Source organism: Janthinobacterium lividum (assembly GCF_034424625.1).
GTDB lineage: Bacteria > Pseudomonadota > Gammaproteobacteria > Burkholderiales > Burkholderiaceae_D > Janthinobacterium > Janthinobacterium lividum.
In genome coordinates this window covers 4,974,486-4,992,191 of sequence record NZ_CP139976.1, presented here as the reverse complement: position 1 = coordinate 4,992,191, position 17,706 = coordinate 4,974,486, and the positions used below count along the sequence as shown (strand labels likewise).

The window sequence follows — 17,706 nt, the reverse complement described above, 5'->3', positions numbered from 1 at the left end:
CACCTGGTGATCGGTAAGAGGGGAAAGACAGAGTGGCAATTGCCGGGAACAAAAAGCCCGCGATATATGCGGGCTGAGCAGGGTGTGCATGGGAAGCAAAGTAGGGGAGACGGCATGAGTATAGGCCGCAGGCCCGCTTCCAGCCAATTCACAGTGATAATGGGTATTATTCATTTCATGAATGAATATTTCATTTGTAAGTATTCGTGTGAATTTCAGTTGTCCGGGTTCTGCCCTTGCCTGATCTTCTTGCGATGTGCCGCCTGCTGCTGTTTCAATGCCTTGCTTGTCGTATAGCCATTGCGAAACCAGCTTGTCTGCTTATGCTGACCCGGCCAACTGCAGTTCAGTACATTTGCCACGTCGGCGCAGTCGCAGGCGCAGTCGACCAGGGGCACATCGCAGTCGCAATACCCCGCCTGTGCCTGCCTGCGCGCACTGTGCCGTGCCGGTGGCTGCAGCGCGCCGTGCTGGCGATGGCGTTCGCCGCAGGCGCGCAGGCGGCGTTGCAACAGCGCCAGTCCCGGACGCAAGCCGTGGCGCGCGATGACCTTGTAGCCATAGGCGGAACAGCTGTCGCGGCCTGTCAGCACGCGGTGGGCGCAGGAATAGCCTTTATAGGGCGACAGGTAGCGCTGGTAAGCGCGAATGGCCAACAGGACCAGGCGTTTGCCGCAAGTGTCGAATGAGAAAATGCCAGCTCCTTTTTTCTATGCCATCAAGTCACTGGTGCGAGCATACGTTAGGTATCCCGAAAATAATAGCGTCAGCAGGCACAAACTATCATGGTGATAAATGGAGAGAATTATGCGTGACGCGTCTGCTAGGCTGGGTGGGCAAATTTGAAATATTGTCTAAAAAAATTATCCCATCCCGATAGCCGCCGCCAGGGGCATGGCCAAGCTTGTTTATCCTTCCTGTGAAAGTGATCTGCATGTTTACAGTTTCCAGCATCTGCCTCGCCACGTTGATCCTGTTGCAAGCGCCAGCCGGCTGGGCTGGCCAGCCGGCGCCCCTGAGCCAGCAGCAGCAAGCGCTGGCCGCGCAAATCGACGCCAGTATCGCTCCCTATTACAAGGCCACGGAACCTGGCGCCGTCGTCATCGTCGTCAAGGATGGCCAGCCCCTGTTGCGCAAGGCGTATGGCCTGGCCAGCGTGAAGGATGGCCAGCCGCTGACGCCTGACATGTCGCTGCGCCTGGGTTCCATTTCCAAGCAATTCACGGCCGTCGCCATCCTGCTGCTGGCCGACCAGGGCAAGCTGGCCATCACCGATGACATCACGAAGTTCCTGCCCGACTATCCGACGCACGGCAAGAAAATCACGATCGAACAGCTGCTCGCGCATACGTCCGGCATCCACGACTACACAAGGAAGCCGGAATTTGTGCCCAACAGCACGAAAGAATTGAGCGTGGCGCAGATGATCGATTTCTTCAAGAACGATCCGCCCGACTTTGAACCGGGCACGCAGTGGAGTTACAGCAGTTCCGGCTATTTCCTGCTGGGCGCCATCATTGAAAAGGCATCGGGCCAGCCGTATGCCACGTTTGTGGAACAGCAGATCTTCGTGCCACTGGGCATGAACGATACGGCCTATGAAGGCCACGAGCGCCGGCCGGCCAAGCGCGCGGCCGGGCATATCCGTTCGGGCGAGACCTATGTGCCGAACTTGCCCCTGAGCATGACGCAGCCGTATGCTGCCGGCGCGCTCGTTTCCACGGTGGACGACCTGGCGCGCTGGGACGCGGCCATCTCCGACGGCAAGCTGCTCAAGGCTTCCACCTGGCAGCAGGCGTTCACGCAGGCCAAGCTGAACGATGGCAAGGCGACCCGTTCCGGCTTGGGCTGGAAGGTGGGCACCTGGCAAAACACGCCCGTCATCCACCATAGCGGCGGCATCAATGGTTTTGCCACGTATGCGATGCGTTTGCCGAAGGAAAAAGTCTATGTGGCCGTGCTGGAAAACTCGGACACGGGCCTGGTCAATCCCGACGTGGTGGCGCGCAAGGCGGCTGCTGTCGCCGTGGGCCGGCCATATCCCGAGATCAAGGTCATCACGCTCAAGCCCGCCATCCTCGATGCGTACGCGGGCGTGTACGCCATCAACGACAAGGCCGGCTATACGATCCGCAACTTCGAGGGCAACTTGCTGCTGCAGCGCACGGGGCGTCCCGCCCAGCGCATGCTGGCGTACTCGCCAAATGGTTTCCTGATCGAAAATACGCTCACCACCGCCGAATTCGAGCGGGGACCGAAGGGCGAGGCGCAGCTGATCCTCAATGACGGCGGCGAATCGAAGACGGTGCACGAACGCGCCAGCGCCGCCAAGCCGGCGCGTTCGGTGGTCGCCATGACGACGGCGCAATTCGATGGCTACGTGGGCAAGTATGCGCTGGCGCCCGAGGTCTACCTGGAAGTGACGCGCGAAGGCGATAAATTCTTCGCCCAGGTGACGGGTTTCCGCAAGCTGGCCATGCTGCCGATGAGCGAGACGGCTTTCTTCTCGAATGAAGTCGATGCGGAAGTGCGTTTCAGCAAGGATGCCGATGGCAAGACGCAACAACTGGTGCTGCGCCAGGAGGGGCAGGATATGCCGGCCAAACGCGTGAACTGATCGCCGCAGTACAGCGCATGCCTGCCGGCCAGTCGATACTGCCGGCAGGCATTATTTTTTCGTGTCCAGCCTGACCGATTCGCATTCTCAAGGCACCTGCTAAGTAAGGGAATCATTTCAGCAGTCCATTTGAGAGGCTTTACACCATGTCCGTTCGCCGCAAGCAGCGCTACTATATTTCTACACCGCAAATCCTTCCCATCGCCCGTGCCGTGTCGCTGGCCGTGTGCAGCCTGGCGCTGTACGCCGCCATGCCAGCCCTGGCGCAGGCGCAAGCGGCCAATGCCCAGCAGGCTGGCGCCATGCGCCTGGCCTACGACATCCCTGCCGGTCCGCTGGCGCCCGCGCTGCGCAGCCTGGCCAGCGCGGCGAATGTCTTGCTCAGCTACACGCCAGACCAGGCCAGCGGCAAGAGCACGGCCGGCCTGCAAGGCCAGTACACGCCGCAGGCTGCCCTGGCCGTCTTGCTGGCGGGTACGGGCTTGCAGGCGGTCGAACTGGAGGCGGGCAGCTACGTGCTGCGCGCCGCGCCTGCCGTGGCCAGCACGACGTCCGACGCCGTCATGCCATTGATTTCCGTCATGGCAGCGGCTGACGCGGGCGAGGGCACGGTGTCGCGCGGCTATGTGCCCATCAGCGTGGCCGCCACCAAGATGGGCACGCCATTGCTCGAGACGACGCGCGCCATTTCCGTTGTCACGCGTGAACAGATCAAGACGCAGGCCCCGAAAAGCATCGAACAGGCGCTGGCCTATACGGCGGGCGTGCTGACGGACGTGACGGGTGCCGACGTGCGCATGTCGGGCGCCACCATCCGCGGCTTCAGCGATGGCAGCTCGTACTACCAGGATGGCTTGAAGCTGCTGTCGGCGGGCAGTTATGGTTCGTGGAATAGCGAAATGGAAGACCTCGACAGCGTCGAAGTCATCAAGGGGCCCGCGTCCGTCTTCTACGGCCAGGGCCGCCCGGGCGGCATGATCAATGTCACTTCCAAGCTGCCGGGTGCAGACCACGTCAATAGCGTGGGGTTTTCCGCGGGACGCTATCACCGCTATCAGATCAATGCCGACCTGGGCGGCGCTGTCGCGGGCAATGATGGCCTGCTGTACCGCGTCACGCTGACGGGCCGCGATGCCGACGATCGTCCCATCGAATCGAAGAATAACCGCGTTTCCATCTCGCCCTCGCTGCGCTGGGACATTTCGGCGCGCACCAGCCTGACCGTACTGGGCACATATTCACAAGAGCGGGGCACGCCGAAGCCATGGTGGCCCAGCCTGTTTGTGCATCCGCACATCAAGGACTTGCCCGTCAGCCGCACGGCGGGCGACCCGTCCTTCGACTATTTCGACCGCGATACGCGCGCCCTTGGCTATATGTTCGAGCATGCAACAGGGAATGGATGGAAGCTGACGCAAAACTTGCGCTATGCGACCATCAAGGTTGATTACCAGCATATCTACGCCATGGATTTGCTGCCTGACGGGCGCACGGCCACGCGCGGCAGCCTGGCGGAAAAAGTGGACGGCAAGACCTGGACGGTCGACAGCCGCGCGCAGAAGGACTTTCGCTGGGGCGAGATCGGGCACCGCTTCGTGGCGGGCATCGATTACCTGAAATACAAGGAAAACGATGGCCTGGGCTTTGGCTGGGACGTGCCGAACCTGGATATCCATGCGCCGGTCTACCATCAATCGATCGCCGCACCGGGACTCGACTATACCGACACTGAACTCAAGCAGACGGGTATCTACACGTTGAACCAGTTCAAGCTGGGCGCATGGGTGGCGAACGCCAGCCTGCGCCACGACCGCGCGCGCAGCACGCAGCTCAATTCGGCGAGCACGCGCATCGACGACAATGCCACCACGGGCAGTGCCGGCCTGCTGTACCTGTTCGACAATGGCGTGGCGCCGTATGCCAGCTATGCCACCTCGTTCGACCCGGCCACGGGCCGCGACTTTGACGGCAAGGCTTTTCAGCCACGCAAGGGCAAGCAGGTGGAAATGGGTATCAAGTACCAGCCTGCCGGTACATCGACCATGTTGACGGCATCGCTGTTTGATCTGACGCAAACGAATGTCACCACGCCGGATCCGCTGCACCCGCGTTCGTCACTACAGACGGGCGAGGTACGTTCGACGGGCGTGGAACTGGAAGGTACGTTCAAACCCTTGCCCGAGTTGAGCGTGCTGGCCGGCTATACCTATCTGGACCCGCGCACGACAAAGAGCAACCGCGACTACGAAATCGGCCGCCAGACCCTGCAGACGACGCGCCATGCGGCCAGCGTCTGGCTCGACTACCGGCCCATGGCCGTGCCCGGCCTGATGCTCGCTGGCGGTCTGCGCTACCGTGGCAGTTCGCCCTACAATGGCGCGGCCAATGCGCTGTACATGAATGATCCGTACACCCTGGCCGATATCGCCGTGGCCTACGAAACGGCGCGTTACCGCCTGGCTCTGAATATCGGCAATGTATTTGACAAGAAATACTTTGGCGGCATCTTCCGTGGCGCCGAACGCGAAGCCCTGCTGAGTCTGAAGGTGAATTTCTAGCTGTAGCCAACTGGGGCTGTGCGATTACAGCCCCAGCGCGCGCCAGCAATACACGGCCAGTGCCGCCGCCCACGCCAGCAGGATCGCCAGCCCCGGCAGCAGCAGCCATTTTGCTGCCGTCTCTTCCCACGTCACATACGGCTTGCCGCCGCGCGCGATGGCCAGCAGCGCCTGTCCCCCGTTCAAGCCGGCAAACGGCAACAGGTTCAAGGCGCACAGTTTCAACGAGAACAGGGCGAACGCCAGCGCAAAGCCGTGTGTGCGGGCAAACGCCTCTCCACTGCCCAGCAATTCCTGCGCCGTCGACAACGGTGCCAGCGCGCCGTGGACGATTTGCACGAAGGCCGCGACAAAGCTGTCCCAGCCCGAGGCTCCCATGATGCCCAGCGACAATGCCAGCAGCAGCCCCACGCCGCTCAATGGCAGCAGCACCTGCTTCCACAGCGGCTGGAAGTTGTAGGCGTCAAGGCAGGGATCATCGTCATACAGTTCTTCTTCACGCGTATCTTTCAGCACCAGGCTGCCGGCCAGCGGCAGCAGCTTGACGTGGACTTTTTCCCAGGTCAGCACAGTCGGTCCCACGCCATAGCTGATGCTGCGGATCGTGATGCCGGACAGCCTGGCGCAGGCCGCCATGACGGAAATGTGGATGAACATGAAGAGGATGAAGCAGAGCAACAACTGAAAGGCGGGATGCATCGGGCTATGTGTCCAGAAGGAAAGGAGCGGTATTAGAACATGCCGCCATGAAAAGTCGCGCACATGAAAAAAGCCCCGCCTGCATCGCTGCAGCCGGGGCTTCGAATGACTGGGCAGCTCGCGCCGCCCGCTATCACTTACAGTACTTCGCTGGCGTGGTCGGCCAGGCGCGAGCGCTCGCCGCGGGCCAGGGTGACGTGGCCGCTGTGGGTCCAGCCCTTGAAGCGGTCGACCACGTAAGTCAGGCCGCTCGAGCCTTCCGTCAGGTACGGCGTGTCGATTTGCGCGATGTTGCCCAGGCACAGGATCTTCGTGCCGGGACCGGCGCGCGTGACGAGGGTCTTGACTTGTTTCGGCGTCAAGTTTTGCGCTTCATCGATGATGAGGAACTTGTTTACGAAGGTGCGGCCGCGCATGAAGTTGAGCGACTTGATCTTGATGCGCGAGCGGATCAGGTCTTGCGTTGCCGCACGGCCCCATTCGCCGCCATCGGAGTCGGACTTGTTCAGCACTTCCAGGTTGTCGTCGAAGGCGCCCATCCATGGCGACATCTTTTCTTCTTCCGTGCCTGGCAGGAAACCGATGTCTTCGCCCACCGGTACCGTGACGCGGGTAACGATGATTTCATTGTAGAGCTTGGTTTCCAGCACTTGCGCCAGGCCGGCGGCCAGGGCCAGCAGGGTCTTGCCGGTACCGGCCTGGCCCAGCAGGGTGACGAAGTCGCATTCCGGATTCATCAGCAAGTTCAGCGCGAAGTTTTGCTCGCGGTTGCGCGCCGTCACGCCCCACACATTGTTCTTCGTGTGGCTGAAGTCGCGCAGGGTTTGCAGCACGGCCGTCTTGCCGTTGATCTGTTTCACCTGGCCGTAGAACGGCGTTTCGCCGTTTTTCGGTTCCAGGTAGATGAACTGGTTGACCAGCAGCGACGGGATGAACGGGCCCGTCACGCGGTAGAACGTCGAGCTGTAGCCGTTCTTGCTTTCCTGCCACGATTCCATGTCCTTGCCGTGCTTGTTCCAGAAGTCGTCCGGCAATTGCACGATGCCCGAGTACAGCAAGTCCGTGTCTTCCAGCACATGGTCGTTGAAGTAATCTTCGGCCGGCAGGCCCAGGGCGCGCGCCTTGATGCGCATGTTGATGTCTTTCGACACCAGCACGACAGGGCGGCCTTCTTGTTCCGATTCCAGCGAGCGCACGACGGCGAGGATCTGGTTGTCGGCCTTGCCCACTGGCAAGCCAGCCGGCAAGTCGGCACTTTGCAGGCGCGTCTGGAAGAACAGGCGGCCCTTGGCATCCTTGTTGCCCAGCTTGGACAGCAGGATGCCGTGTTCGATGGCGTCGTCATCCGTGTTGCTGATCAGGGCGTCGAGCGTGCGCGAGACCTGGCGCGCATTGCGCGCCACTTCCGTCATGCCTTTTTTATGGTTGTCCAGCTCTTCCAGGGTCATCATCGGCAGGTACACATCGTGTTCCTCGAAGCGGAACAGCGACGATGGATCGTGCATCAGCACGTTCGTGTCGAGCACGAACAGCTTGCTGATGCCGCGCTGGTCGGCGGCGCGGCTGGCGGACGACTTGAGCTGCACTTCGACAGCCTTGTGTTTGGCAGGATGTGGCTGCTCGGCTTGCTTGACGGGCTTGATCGGCGTGACCTTGCCTTTTGCCGCCGGCTTGGCTTTCGCTGCAGGCGCAGCAACGGCGGCAGGCGCGGCCGCGACCGGCGCCGGTGCAGCAACGGCTGGCGCCGGCTTGGCGACCATCAGGGCCGCCACTTGCTTGATCTTCGTGGCCGCATTGCGGACCGGCTTGGCAACTTCGGCGATCGCCGCTTCAATAATCGGTGCAGCCACTTTCTTGGCTGCCGGGGTTTTGGTGGCCGGGCGCGCTGCGCCTGCGGTTGGGTAATCTTGGGTGGCCAGGATAGTGGCTGGCTTGCTCGGTAATTTTGGCAGTGGCATCAGGATCTCAATCAAAAAATTTCTGGAATGAATCGCCCATGGGCAGCCAGCTTCTGGCGGCACTTCTCATGGGGTGGATGCGGGGGAACAACAATGCTACAGGACGAGTAACTGCCGGAAGGCCGGCAGCATGGCCGGTCATGGACGCCATCGACGGGCTGCATGCCCGCCTGGCGGAGTGGATGGAGGCGCTTCGTTGACTCAAAATGGCGATAGGTACCGTGAACTGAACTGCGGTTGAACCAGGCTCGCTGGAAGCCGACAACGCGCATTGGATCAAAAATGGACGATCAATTCAGATGCGCTACGAATTCCAGCACTTCTTCCACGTGAGTTGCGACCTTCACGCCTCTCCATTCTTTCACCAATCGGCCCTGGGCGTCAATCACAAACGTACTGCGCTCGACGCCACGGACCGTCTTGCCGTACATCTGTTTCATCTTCATGACGTTAAACAGCAGACAAACGGCTTCGTCCGGGTCGGAAATGAGCTCGAACGGCAGTTCCAGCTTGGCTTTGAAACTTTCGTGCGAGCGCAGGGAATCGCGGCTGATGCCGTAGATTTCCACGCCGGCTGCGACGAATTGCGAATACGCATCGCGGAAGGCGATGTTTTCCGTGGTGCAGCCAGGGGTGTTGTCCTTCGGATAGAAAAACAGCACCGTGGCCTTGGCCGGACGGCCCAGCAACTGAAAAGTCTTGCCGCTGGTCATGGCGGCGCTAAAGTCGGGTATGCTAACGAGGGATTGGCTATCAGCCACAGGTTCTCTCCTGAACGGTGATCATCAGCGCTGTTTTTAATCTGGCAACGCATCCAGGTGCAACAATACAGCATTCAGGCCGCTTTGCCCTGCACAATCAGGCGTCCCGAACGGCCTGGCAACTCATCCCAGGTGACGGGACAAACGGGCAAGTCCGTATTTTTTATCTTTTCATAATAATCGCCCATCGCTGCAAACTGGTAGCCCTGGGCTTTCCAGCCAGCCAGCAGTTGTTCGAAAATGGGGGCGAGTTTCTGTCCTTCAAGTTCCGCATGCAAGGTATATACGTGATCGCGGGGATTGTCCGCCGTCAGCGACAATATATGCGCGGCAACATTGCTCGTTGTGATCAGTTTGCCGTCGATTTCGCAGCCCAGCAATTCATCCAGGGTGGGCAGGGTGGTAGGCAATTGCACGCATTGCAGGATGGTGTTGCCGTTGCGCACGCGGTGTGGGCCATTGCCAGGATGCACCATGGCACCGCGCGCGTCGAGCATGGCGCGGCCATCGGAGGCAAAACGGTAGCCGGCCGTGTCGTGTTCGACAAAGGCGCTGACATTCATTTGCCAGCCGGCCGCGCCGTGCGTGTGCGGCTTGGTGCCAAACACCTGTTCGTAGCGGTTGGCGGCCTTGCGCATCATGTTGATGGTCCAGGCGGCGTTGCGCTTGGCCACGTTGTCTTGCCACAGGGTGTGATCCCAGGTGTGGATGCCGCACTCGAAACCGGCATCGCGCACGGCGCGCAATTGCGCCGCGCACAGCTTGCCGATATCGGGTCCCGGCAGCAAGGTGCCGTACATCAATGTTTTCAAGCCGTAGTGTTCGACCACCGAGGTGCGCGACACCTTGCTGAAAAAGCCGGGCCGCAAGGCGCGCCGCAGGGCCCAGCCTGTGTGGTCGGGGCCCAGCGAGAACAGAAAGGTGGCCTTGGCCTGGTGCGCGGCCAGCATGCGCACCAGATTGCCCATGCCTTCACGGGTGCCGCGATAGGTATCGACGTCGATTTTCAGGGTCAGGAACGGCTTGCTCAACATTAATCCATCAGGGCTTTGGCTTGGGCTACCTGGCTGCGGTAGGCGTCGAAAATATTGCGCAGGGAATCGGCCATGGTGGTAGTCGGCGCCCAGCCCAGCTCTTCGCAGGTATTCGTGATTTTCGGCACGCGGTTTTGCACGTCCTGGTAGCCAGCGCCGTAGTAGGCGCCCGAGGTCGTTTCCACGATTTTCACGTGTTTCGCGCCTTCGGCGTATTCCGGGTATTCGGCGGCCAGGGTCAGCATCATGCCGGCCAGGTCGCGGATCGAATAGTTATTGATCGGATTGCCAATGTTGTAGATCTTGCCGCTGGCGATGCCGTTCTTGTTGGCAATGATGCGCATCAGCGCATCGATGCCGTCGTCGATGTAGGTGAACGCGCGTTTTTGCGCGCCGCCGTCGACCAGCGAGATGTTCTCGCCGCGCACGATATGGCCGAAGAATTGCGTCACCACGCGCGAAGAACCTTCTTTTGGCGTGTGGATCGAGTCCAGGCCGGCGCCGATCCAGTTGAATGGACGGAACAGGGTGAAGTTCAAGCCTTCCATGCCGTAGCCCCAGATCACGCGGTCCATCAGCTGCTTGGCGTTCGAATAGATCCAGCGCGGCTTGTTGATCGGGCCGCAGATCAGTTCCGAGTTTTCCGGATCAAATTCCTCGTCATGGCACATGCCATACACTTCCGAGGTCGACGGGAAGACCAGGTGCTTGCCGTACTTGGCGGCCGAGCGGACGATGGGCAGGTTGGCTTCGAAGTCCAGTTCGAAGACGCGCAGCGGCTGCTTGACGTAGGTCGACGGCGTGGCGATGGCCACCAGCGGCAGGATCACATCGCACTTCTTGACGTGGTACTCGACCCATTCCTTGTTGATCGTGATGTCGCCTTCGAAGAAGTGCATGCGCGACTTGTAGTTGTCATCTTCCAGCAATTCCGTGATGCGGTCCGTGTTCATGTCCATGCCGTAGACATGCCAGTCGGTGGTTTCCAGGATGCGCTTGGACAGGTGGTGGCCGATGAAGCCGTTGACGCCTAAGATGAGGACTTTTTTCATGTGAGATTCTCTTGAGTGATATCAGTGTGTGCTGACGCGGGTGGTCAGACTTGCTTGCAATTGCTGAGCCGAAATCGGCTCCCCGGCAGCCCTCAGCGCGGAAATGGCCAGCATGCGGCCGTCTCCGCAGACGCCAAAGATGCAATTATCCACTACCGCCAAGCCCGGTGGCAAACTTCCTGCGGAATGCTTGCTCAAGCGGGCTTTTTCGATGGTGTAAATGACATCGTTGACTTCGGTGAAGGCGCCGGGATAGGGCGGCGCGACGGCCCGGTGCAGGTTGTACACCTGCTGCGCGGGTAACTTCCAGTCGATGCGGCCGTCTTCCGGCTTGCGCCCGCCAAAGTAGCCGCCCTGGCGCAAATCGTTGAGCTGGCGTGGCGCCGTGCCGTCCAGCAAGGCCGGCAGCACGTTCCACAGGGTTTGTTCCGCCGCCACGGTGACTTTGCCGAAGACTTCGAAGGCCGTGTCATCGGGCAGGATGGGCACGGCCGTTTGCGCGACGATGGCGCCGGCATCGGGCTTGACCGTCATTTCATGCAGGGTGGCGCCCGTTTGCGGGGCGCCATGCAGCACGGCCCAGTTGACGGGTGCGCGGCCGCGGAACTGCGGCAGCAGCGAGCCGTGCATATTGTAGGCGGGCGCGACTTCCAGGATGCTGGCGGGCAGCATGTGGCGGTAGTAAAAGCTGAACAGCATGTCCGGCGCTGCCGCCTGCACTTGCGCCAGCAGCTCGGGCGCGCGCGGATCGCCGGGCGTGATGTACGGGATGCCTTCGGCCTGGCACAGGCTGGCGACGGACTCGAACCACAGGTTTTCCGTGGGGCTGTCTTCGTGCGTGACGACCAGGGCGATATCGACGCCACCGGCCAGCAGCACCTTGATGCAGCGCACGCCCACATTGTGGTAGCCGAAGACGACGGCGCGCGGGGCGCCCATCAGCGGCCCACCTGGCGCTTTTCCAGGCGCACGTACGATGGCGCCTCGGCTTCCGCCTGGGCCATGCCGTCCTGCAAGATGGTTTGCACCACGTAGCGGGGACGGGCGCGCACTTGCTGGAAGATGCGTCCCACGTATTCGCCCACGAGGCCGATGCCGAACAGGATCACGCCCATCAGGAAGAAGGCGATGGCGAACAGGGTGAACACGCCCTGCGCCTCGGCGCCGAACAGGAAGCGGCGCGCCAGCAGATAGATCACCAGCAGGGCCGAACTGAATGACAGCAGCATGCCCAGCATCGAAAAGATTTGCAGGGGAATCAGCGAAAAGCCCGTGACCAGGTCGAAATTGAGGCGGATCAGGCTGTACAGCGAGTATTTCGACTCGCCGGCCGAGCGTTCCTCGTGCTCGACGGTAATTTCCGTGGGCTTGCGGGCAAACGTGTAGGCCAGGGCGGGAACGAAGGTGTTGACTTCGGCGCACTGGTTGACCAGGTCGATCACGTTGCGGCCGTACGCGCGCAGCATGTTGCCCTGGTCCGTGATCTTGATGTTGGTGATGCGCTCGCGCAGCCGGTTCATCATCTTCGACGCCAGGGTGCGCCAGGCGGAATCTTGCCGCTTGCGCCGGATCGAGCCCACGTAATCGTAGCCTTCGCGCATCTTTGCCACCAGGTTGCCGATTTCTTCGGGCGGATTCTGCAGGTCGGCATCGAGCGTGACCATGATTTGCCCGCGCGAAGCTTCAAAGCCGGCCAGGATGGCCATGTGCTGGCCATAATTACCGTTGAACAAGACTACGCGCGTGACGTCGGGGCGCTGGCGGAACTGTTCCGCCAGGATGGCCACCGAATTGTCGCGGCTGCCATCATTGACAAAGATGATCTCGTAGCTCGTCTGCAGGGCATCGAGGGCCGGATACAGGCGGGCGAACAGGCTGGCCAGGCCATCCTGCTCGTTGTAGATTGGAATGATAATGGACAGTTCAGGTTTCATCGGCGCGCTGCTCATTTGATGAGAATGGATTTGACGGTGGCGACGGCGCGTTCCACGTCCTGTGTCGTCATGGCGTAGAACATCGGCAAGGTCACGGTCAGGCGGCCGATCTTTTCCGAGACGGGGAACATGCCTTCGGTAAAGCCGCGTTCGCGGTACATGGTAAACAGGTGGATCGGTGCGTAATGATAGCCCGTTCCCACGTTCTGCTGCGCCATTTGCTGCATGAAGGCGGCACGCGTGCCGGGGCCATTGTCGGGCAGGATGATCTGGAACAAATGCCAGTTGCTGTTTTCAAAGTCCTGCACGGGCAGCTGGGCGCCGCTCTGCGCTTCGAAGTCGCTGCCGAATTGCGCGAAATAGTGGCGTGCCAGCGCGCGGCGGTGGGCCGTGATCGCGTCGATATTGGCGAACTGGCCCAGGCCGATGGCGGCCATGATGTCGCTCATGTTGTATTTGCCGCCCAGTACATCGACGTCGATGCCGTCGACGCCGCTGCGCGTGACGCCCTGCAGCCGGTATTTCTCGGCCAGCTTCGCTTCTTCCAGATTGTTGAGGACGAGGCAGCCGCCTTCACCCGTGGTGATGTTCTTGTTGGCCTGGAAGCTGAACGAGACGAAGTCGCCAAACGCGCCGATGCGCTTGCCCTTCCAGGTGGAGCCGAATGCTTGCGCCGCGTCTTCCACGACCCTTAAATTGTACTTTTCAGCAATCGCATACAGGCGGTCCATGTCGACGGGCAAGCCGGACAGGTAGACGGGGATGATGGCCTTCGTACGCGGGGTGATGGCCGCTTCCAGCTTGTCGAGGTCGATATTCCGCGTGACGGGATCGATGTCGGCAAACACGGGCGTGGCGCCCACCTCGATGATGACGTTGGCTGTCGCTACCCACGACACGGGCGTGGTGATGACTTCGTCGCCGGGGCCGATGCCGGCGATGCGCAGCGCGATTTCCATGGTGCACGTGCCCGAATTGAAGGTGCGCACGGGACGCCCGCCGAAATACTCGGACAGCTGGGCTTCGAATGCCTGCACTTTCGGGCCGCTGGTGATCCAGCCCGAGCGCAGCACTTCGCCGACGGCGGCGATGGTCGCTTCATCGATGGTGGGTTTGGAAAATGGCAAAAAGGGCAGGGTAGAGGTCATGGGGCGCAGTTCTTGGATCTGTATTGTGTCAGGGTATCGGCGTTGCCGAGGCTGCCAGTGCGGTCAATGGCCGCTGGCAGGCATGGCTATTTTATATCGTCAGTACGGCGGCGCAGCCGGTTCAGCGGTGAAAAATCCTGCTGATGCGGGGGCGGGGCAAGCTGGCCGGGGGCGCGATCCATACTGCCTCGCGCCCCTTTAAACATTTATTTGTTGGCAATGACCATGCGGCGCGCATCCTTGGCAATGACACGCATGGGCACGCCACGCTCCTGCAATTCCTTGTAACGGTACAGGCTGATAATCGCCATGTCGCGCACGCCGGCGTTGGCATCGTTCGTCCATTGCGTGATGAAAGTCTCGATGCTCGGGATGGACAGCTCGGGCTGCTGTTTCAGGCCAAACGTGAACTCATCCCAGTAATCGACGAGGATCACGGGCCGCTGCAGGTAGTATGTCAGCGACTGTTCATAGATGCCGACCGAATAGAGCTTGGTATCGGCCGTCAGTTCGGCCTGGATCTGCGGCAGCATGTCGGTGCCCGCGCGGTTCTGGCCATACAGTTCGGAGCCGGCCAGGATGCAGTGCGTGGCCAGGAAGCCGGCGCCGGCGATGGTCAGCACCGTCATGTCGCGGCGCAGCTGGCGCGCATGCAGCAAGGCCAGGGCGCCACCGGCCAGGGCGAAGAAGCCGGCCGCCATCAACCATGGCTGGTATCCCTTGAGCGCGATCAAGGCTTCCGCGTCGCGCGCGCTGGCCTTGCCAAAGGCGATCGGTCCGCCGATCAGGACGGCCGCGCCCAGCACGCACAGCAGGCCGGCGGCCAGCATGCGCTGGCGGCGCGAGGCCGATTCCAGGTACAGCGCCACCAGCAGGGCCAGCGCCGGGAAGATGGGCACGATGTAGCCAGGCAGCTTCGAGGTCGAATAGCTGAAGAAGAAGAAAATGAAGACGGCCCAGACCAGCAGCATCAAGCGGGGCTGGAAGGCGCCTTCCTGGCGCTGGAAGGCGGCGGCCAGGCTTTGCGGCAGCACGCCTATCCACGGCAGGATGCCGGGAATGAGCAGCACCAGGAAGTAATACCAGGCCCCTTCGCGCTTGTGGCCCTTCATCAGGAAGCGCTGGAAATGCTCATGGATGAAGAAGAAATGCGGCTGTTCCGGATTGCGCAGGGCGACCAGCACGAACCACGGCGTGGCGATGGCAAAGAACACCAGCAAGCCCTTGACCAGATGCAAACGCGTCCAGATGCGCCAGTCGCGCGCACACAGCGAATACAGCACCAGCACGGCGCCCGGCAGCACGATGCCGATCAGGCCCTTGGCCAGCACGGCCAGCGCCATGGCGGCCCAGCAGGCCAGCATCCAGTTGCGCCGTTCAAGCGCCGTGGCGTCGTCGCGCTGGGCGATCAGCAGGCTGCCCATGGTGAGGGTCATCATGCCCGACAGGCCCATGTCCAGCGAATTGATCTGGCCGGAAGCGAGCCAGAACAGGCTCGACGCCAGCACCAGGCCCGCATACAGTCCCACGCGCGGGCCGAACACTTTCTTGCCCGCGTAGGCCGTCATGCACACGCCGATGATGCCGCACAGGCCGGTCCACAAACGGGCCTGCCATTCGCCCAGGCCGAAGGCGGCGAAGGTCAGCGCATTCATCCACGTTTGCAGCGGCGGTTTTTCAAAGTACTTGATGCCGTTCAGGCGCGTGGTGATCCAGTCGCCCGTGACGAACATTTCGCGCGCCATCTCCGCGTAGCGGCCTTCGTCGGGCGGCACCAGGGTGCGCACGCCCAGCGCATACAGGGTGACGACGATGAAGATGCCCAGCAGCGACCACATCAGCACCCGCGACGAGTGCAGCTCGTTGACATTGATTTTCATGCGGCCTTGCCTGCAGCCGGGGCCAGGATCAGTGCCAGGGTGACTTTGCGGCCTTCGCCCATGAGGATATTGTAGGTGCGGCAGGCAGCCTGGCTATCCATGCATTCGACGCCGATGCGGCGCATGGTCAGCGCGGCCGTCAGCTTCGGGTGCACGAAGCGCTGGCGCTCGCCCGTACCGAGGATGACCACGTCGGGCGCATCGGCCAGGATTTGCGCGAAATGCGCTTCGTTCAGCTGTTCGAAACTGTCCACCTCCCACGCCCGCGGGGGCATTTCCGGCATGACGATCAGACTGTAGTTATACGGCTGGGCATTGATCTCGACGCCGTTTTCGTCATAGCCGGTGACAGTCTGGTATTGTTGGGTGCTGCTGGCATGGAGTTTCATGGCGATATCGGGGGCTGGTCGTGTCGGTTGATCGGTGCGCGCGCGGCCAAATTGCGTGCCGCGGCCAAGGGCGTAAGCATGCCATAAATGACAGAAAAGAGCGACTGAAAAGCAACATCCTTTCCAAATTGCAATGTTCGGCGCCACAGTGGCGATGCCTGCTTTCGCCATGGTAATGCTGCAAGATTAAGGGAAGATGAAGATGGCGCCCGCCCGATTGTCGTCCGAAGGCGCCGGCGTGGCAGAATCGGCGTCAAATGCTGGGGTTGGCCATGTTTAATTTGATAAAATGGCCTGTTTTCGGCGAGAATGGTTGTTTTCGCCTTGCAGTCTTTCGCATTGCAGTTTCACGGGTTCATAGTTCTGGCGCGGCTATCATGCTGCAAGTTCTGGTCACCGCGCCGCATCACGACAGGGATTTATTTTGCGACCGATTCAGAAATCGAATAAATTGGCGGACGTCTGCTACGACATCCGCGGCCCGGTCCTGGAAAAATCCAGGCAAATGGAAGAAGAAGGCCACAAGATCACCAAGCTCAATATCGGCAACCTGGCCGTATTCGGCTTCGATCCGCCCGACGAGATCGTGCGCGACATGATGCTCAATCTGCAGAACGCGGCCGGCTATACGGATTCGAAAGGCATGTTCGCGCCGCGCAAGGCCGTCATGCACTACACCCAGGGCAAGAATATCGCCGGCGTGACCATCGATGACATTTATCTGGGCAATGGCGCTTCCGAACTGATCGTCATGTCGATGAACGCGCTGCTCAACAGTGGCGACGAAGTGCTGGTGCCGGCGCCCGACTACCCGCTGTGGACGGCCGCCGTCAGCCTGTCGGGCGGAAATCCCGTGCACTATGTGTGCGACGAGCAGAACGAATGGTATCCCGACATCGAGGACATGCGCCGCAAGATCACGCCGCAAACGAAAGCCATCGTCGTCATCAACCCGAACAATCCCACGGGCGCGCTGTACCCGGTTTCCGTGCTGCTGCAGATCGTCGAACTGGCGCGCCAGCACCAGCTGATCATTTTCGCCGACGAGATTTACGACAAGGTGCTGTACGACGAAGCCGAGCACGTGTCGATCGCCTCGCTGGCAGACGACGTGCTGTTCATCACCATGAACGGCCTGTCGAAGAATTACCGCTCCTGCGGCTACCGTTCCGGCTGGATGGTGGTCTCGGGCGAAAAGCGCCACGCAAAGGATTACATCGAAGGCCTCAACATGCTGGCCTCGATGCGGCTATGCGCCAACGCGCCGGGGCAATTTGCCATCCAGACGGCGCTTGGCGGCTACCAGAGCATACAAGACCTGGTGGGGCCCGGCGGGCGCCTGTTGAAACAGCGCGATCTGGCGCACAAGCTGCTGACCGATATTCCGGGCGTCACCTGTGTCAAGCCGAAGGCCGCGCTGTACATGTTCCCGCGCCTGGACCCGGAGATCTACCCGATCGCCGACGACCAGCAGTTTGCCTATGAATTACTGGCCGAAGCCAAGGTCCTGATCGTGCAGGGCACGGGGTTCAACTGGATCGCGCCCGACCATTTTCGTGTCGTCTTCCTGCCCAACTCCGATGACCTGACCGAGGCCATGGGGCGCATTGCGCGCTTCCTCGAAGGTTACCGCAAGCGTCACGGCCGGGGCTGAATCAGCCAGCAGCAATCTCGAT

14 protein-coding genes are annotated in these 17,706 nt (G+C 61.0%); 3 read left to right on the top strand and 11 right to left on the bottom strand.

Annotated features, from left to right (window positions below; all coding sequences use genetic code 11):
* Positions 1 to 215: 215 nt before the first annotated feature.
* A complete protein-coding gene (gene yidD, locus U0004_RS22590; RefSeq protein WP_081345924.1) occupies positions 216 to 695 on the bottom strand; it encodes a membrane protein insertion efficiency factor YidD in 480 nt (159 codons plus the stop codon).
* Between the two features lie 239 nt (positions 696 to 934).
* On the opposite strand from yidD, the gene U0004_RS22585 reads away from it, so the two are divergent.
* Together U0004_RS22585 and U0004_RS22580 are read left to right on the top strand one after the other, a co-directional pair.
* Positions 935 to 2,617 carry a serine hydrolase gene (locus U0004_RS22585; RefSeq protein WP_070260632.1) on the top strand — a complete coding sequence of 561 codons (1,683 nt, stop codon included), beginning with the start codon at positions 935 to 937 and terminating at the stop codon, positions 2,615 to 2,617.
* A gap of 146 nt (positions 2,618 to 2,763) precedes the next feature.
* The gene (locus U0004_RS22580; RefSeq protein WP_070260546.1) at positions 2,764 to 5,175 is read left to right on the top strand and encodes a TonB-dependent siderophore receptor; all 2,412 of its coding nucleotides are present in this window, start codon (positions 2,764 to 2,766) and stop codon (positions 5,173 to 5,175) included.
* Positions 5,176 to 5,199: 24 nt separating this feature from the next.
* Here U0004_RS22580 and U0004_RS22575 read toward each other — a convergent pair whose 3' ends face one another.
* The 10 genes from U0004_RS22575 to U0004_RS22530 form a co-directional block, all read right to left on the bottom strand.
* Positions 5,200 to 5,874, bottom strand: a complete 675-nt coding sequence (locus U0004_RS22575) for a site-2 protease family protein (protein ID WP_070260548.1) — start codon at positions 5,872 to 5,874, stop codon at positions 5,200 to 5,202.
* A 137-nt stretch (positions 5,875 to 6,011) separates the two neighbouring features.
* A complete protein-coding gene (locus U0004_RS22570) occupies positions 6,012 to 7,832 on the bottom strand; it encodes a PhoH family protein (protein WP_034785467.1) in 1,821 nt (606 codons plus the stop codon).
* Positions 7,833 to 8,122: 290 nt separating this feature from the next.
* Positions 8,123 to 8,593: a peroxiredoxin gene (locus U0004_RS22565; protein ID WP_034785468.1), complete on the bottom strand. Its 471-nt coding sequence runs from the start codon at positions 8,591 to 8,593 to the stop codon at positions 8,123 to 8,125.
* A gap of 74 nt (positions 8,594 to 8,667) precedes the next feature.
* The gene (locus U0004_RS22560; RefSeq protein ID WP_070260550.1) at positions 8,668 to 9,627 is read right to left on the bottom strand and encodes a polysaccharide deacetylase family protein; all 960 of its coding nucleotides are present in this window, start codon (positions 9,625 to 9,627) and stop codon (positions 8,668 to 8,670) included.
* Entirely contained in the window at positions 9,627 to 10,679 is a 1,053-nt protein-coding gene (locus tag U0004_RS22555) for a bifunctional UDP-4-keto-pentose/UDP-xylose synthase (protein WP_034785470.1), read from the bottom strand. The genes U0004_RS22560 and U0004_RS22555 overlap by 1 nt, the downstream gene beginning before the upstream one ends.
* Before the next feature lie 21 nt (positions 10,680 to 10,700).
* Positions 10,701 to 11,618 (bottom strand): formyltransferase, encoded by a 918-nt coding sequence (locus tag U0004_RS22550; RefSeq protein WP_034785471.1) that lies wholly within the window; start codon positions 11,616 to 11,618, stop codon positions 10,701 to 10,703.
* Positions 11,618 to 12,613, bottom strand: a complete 996-nt coding sequence (locus tag U0004_RS22545; RefSeq protein ID WP_070260634.1) for a glycosyltransferase — start codon at positions 12,611 to 12,613, stop codon at positions 11,618 to 11,620. Before U0004_RS22545 ends, U0004_RS22550 begins: the two co-directional genes overlap by 1 nt.
* An 11-nt stretch (positions 12,614 to 12,624) precedes the next feature.
* Positions 12,625 to 13,761 carry a DegT/DnrJ/EryC1/StrS family aminotransferase gene (locus U0004_RS22540; protein ID WP_070260552.1) on the bottom strand — a complete coding sequence of 379 codons (1,137 nt, stop codon included), beginning with the start codon at positions 13,759 to 13,761 and terminating at the stop codon, positions 12,625 to 12,627.
* Positions 13,762 to 13,967: 206 nt separating this feature from the next.
* A complete protein-coding gene (locus U0004_RS22535; protein ID WP_034785473.1) occupies positions 13,968 to 15,641 on the bottom strand; it encodes a glycosyltransferase family 39 protein in 1,674 nt (557 codons plus the stop codon).
* A complete protein-coding gene (locus tag U0004_RS22530; protein WP_070260554.1) occupies positions 15,638 to 16,030 on the bottom strand; it encodes an Mth938-like domain-containing protein in 393 nt (130 codons plus the stop codon). Before U0004_RS22530 ends, U0004_RS22535 begins: the two co-directional genes overlap by 4 nt.
* Before the next feature lie 424 nt (positions 16,031 to 16,454).
* On the opposite strand from U0004_RS22530, the gene U0004_RS22525 reads away from it, so the two are divergent.
* Complete coding sequence (locus U0004_RS22525) at positions 16,455 to 17,684, top strand: pyridoxal phosphate-dependent aminotransferase (RefSeq protein ID WP_034750427.1); 1,230 nt, start codon at positions 16,455 to 16,457, stop codon at positions 17,682 to 17,684.
* Positions 17,685 to 17,706 lie beyond the last annotated feature (22 nt).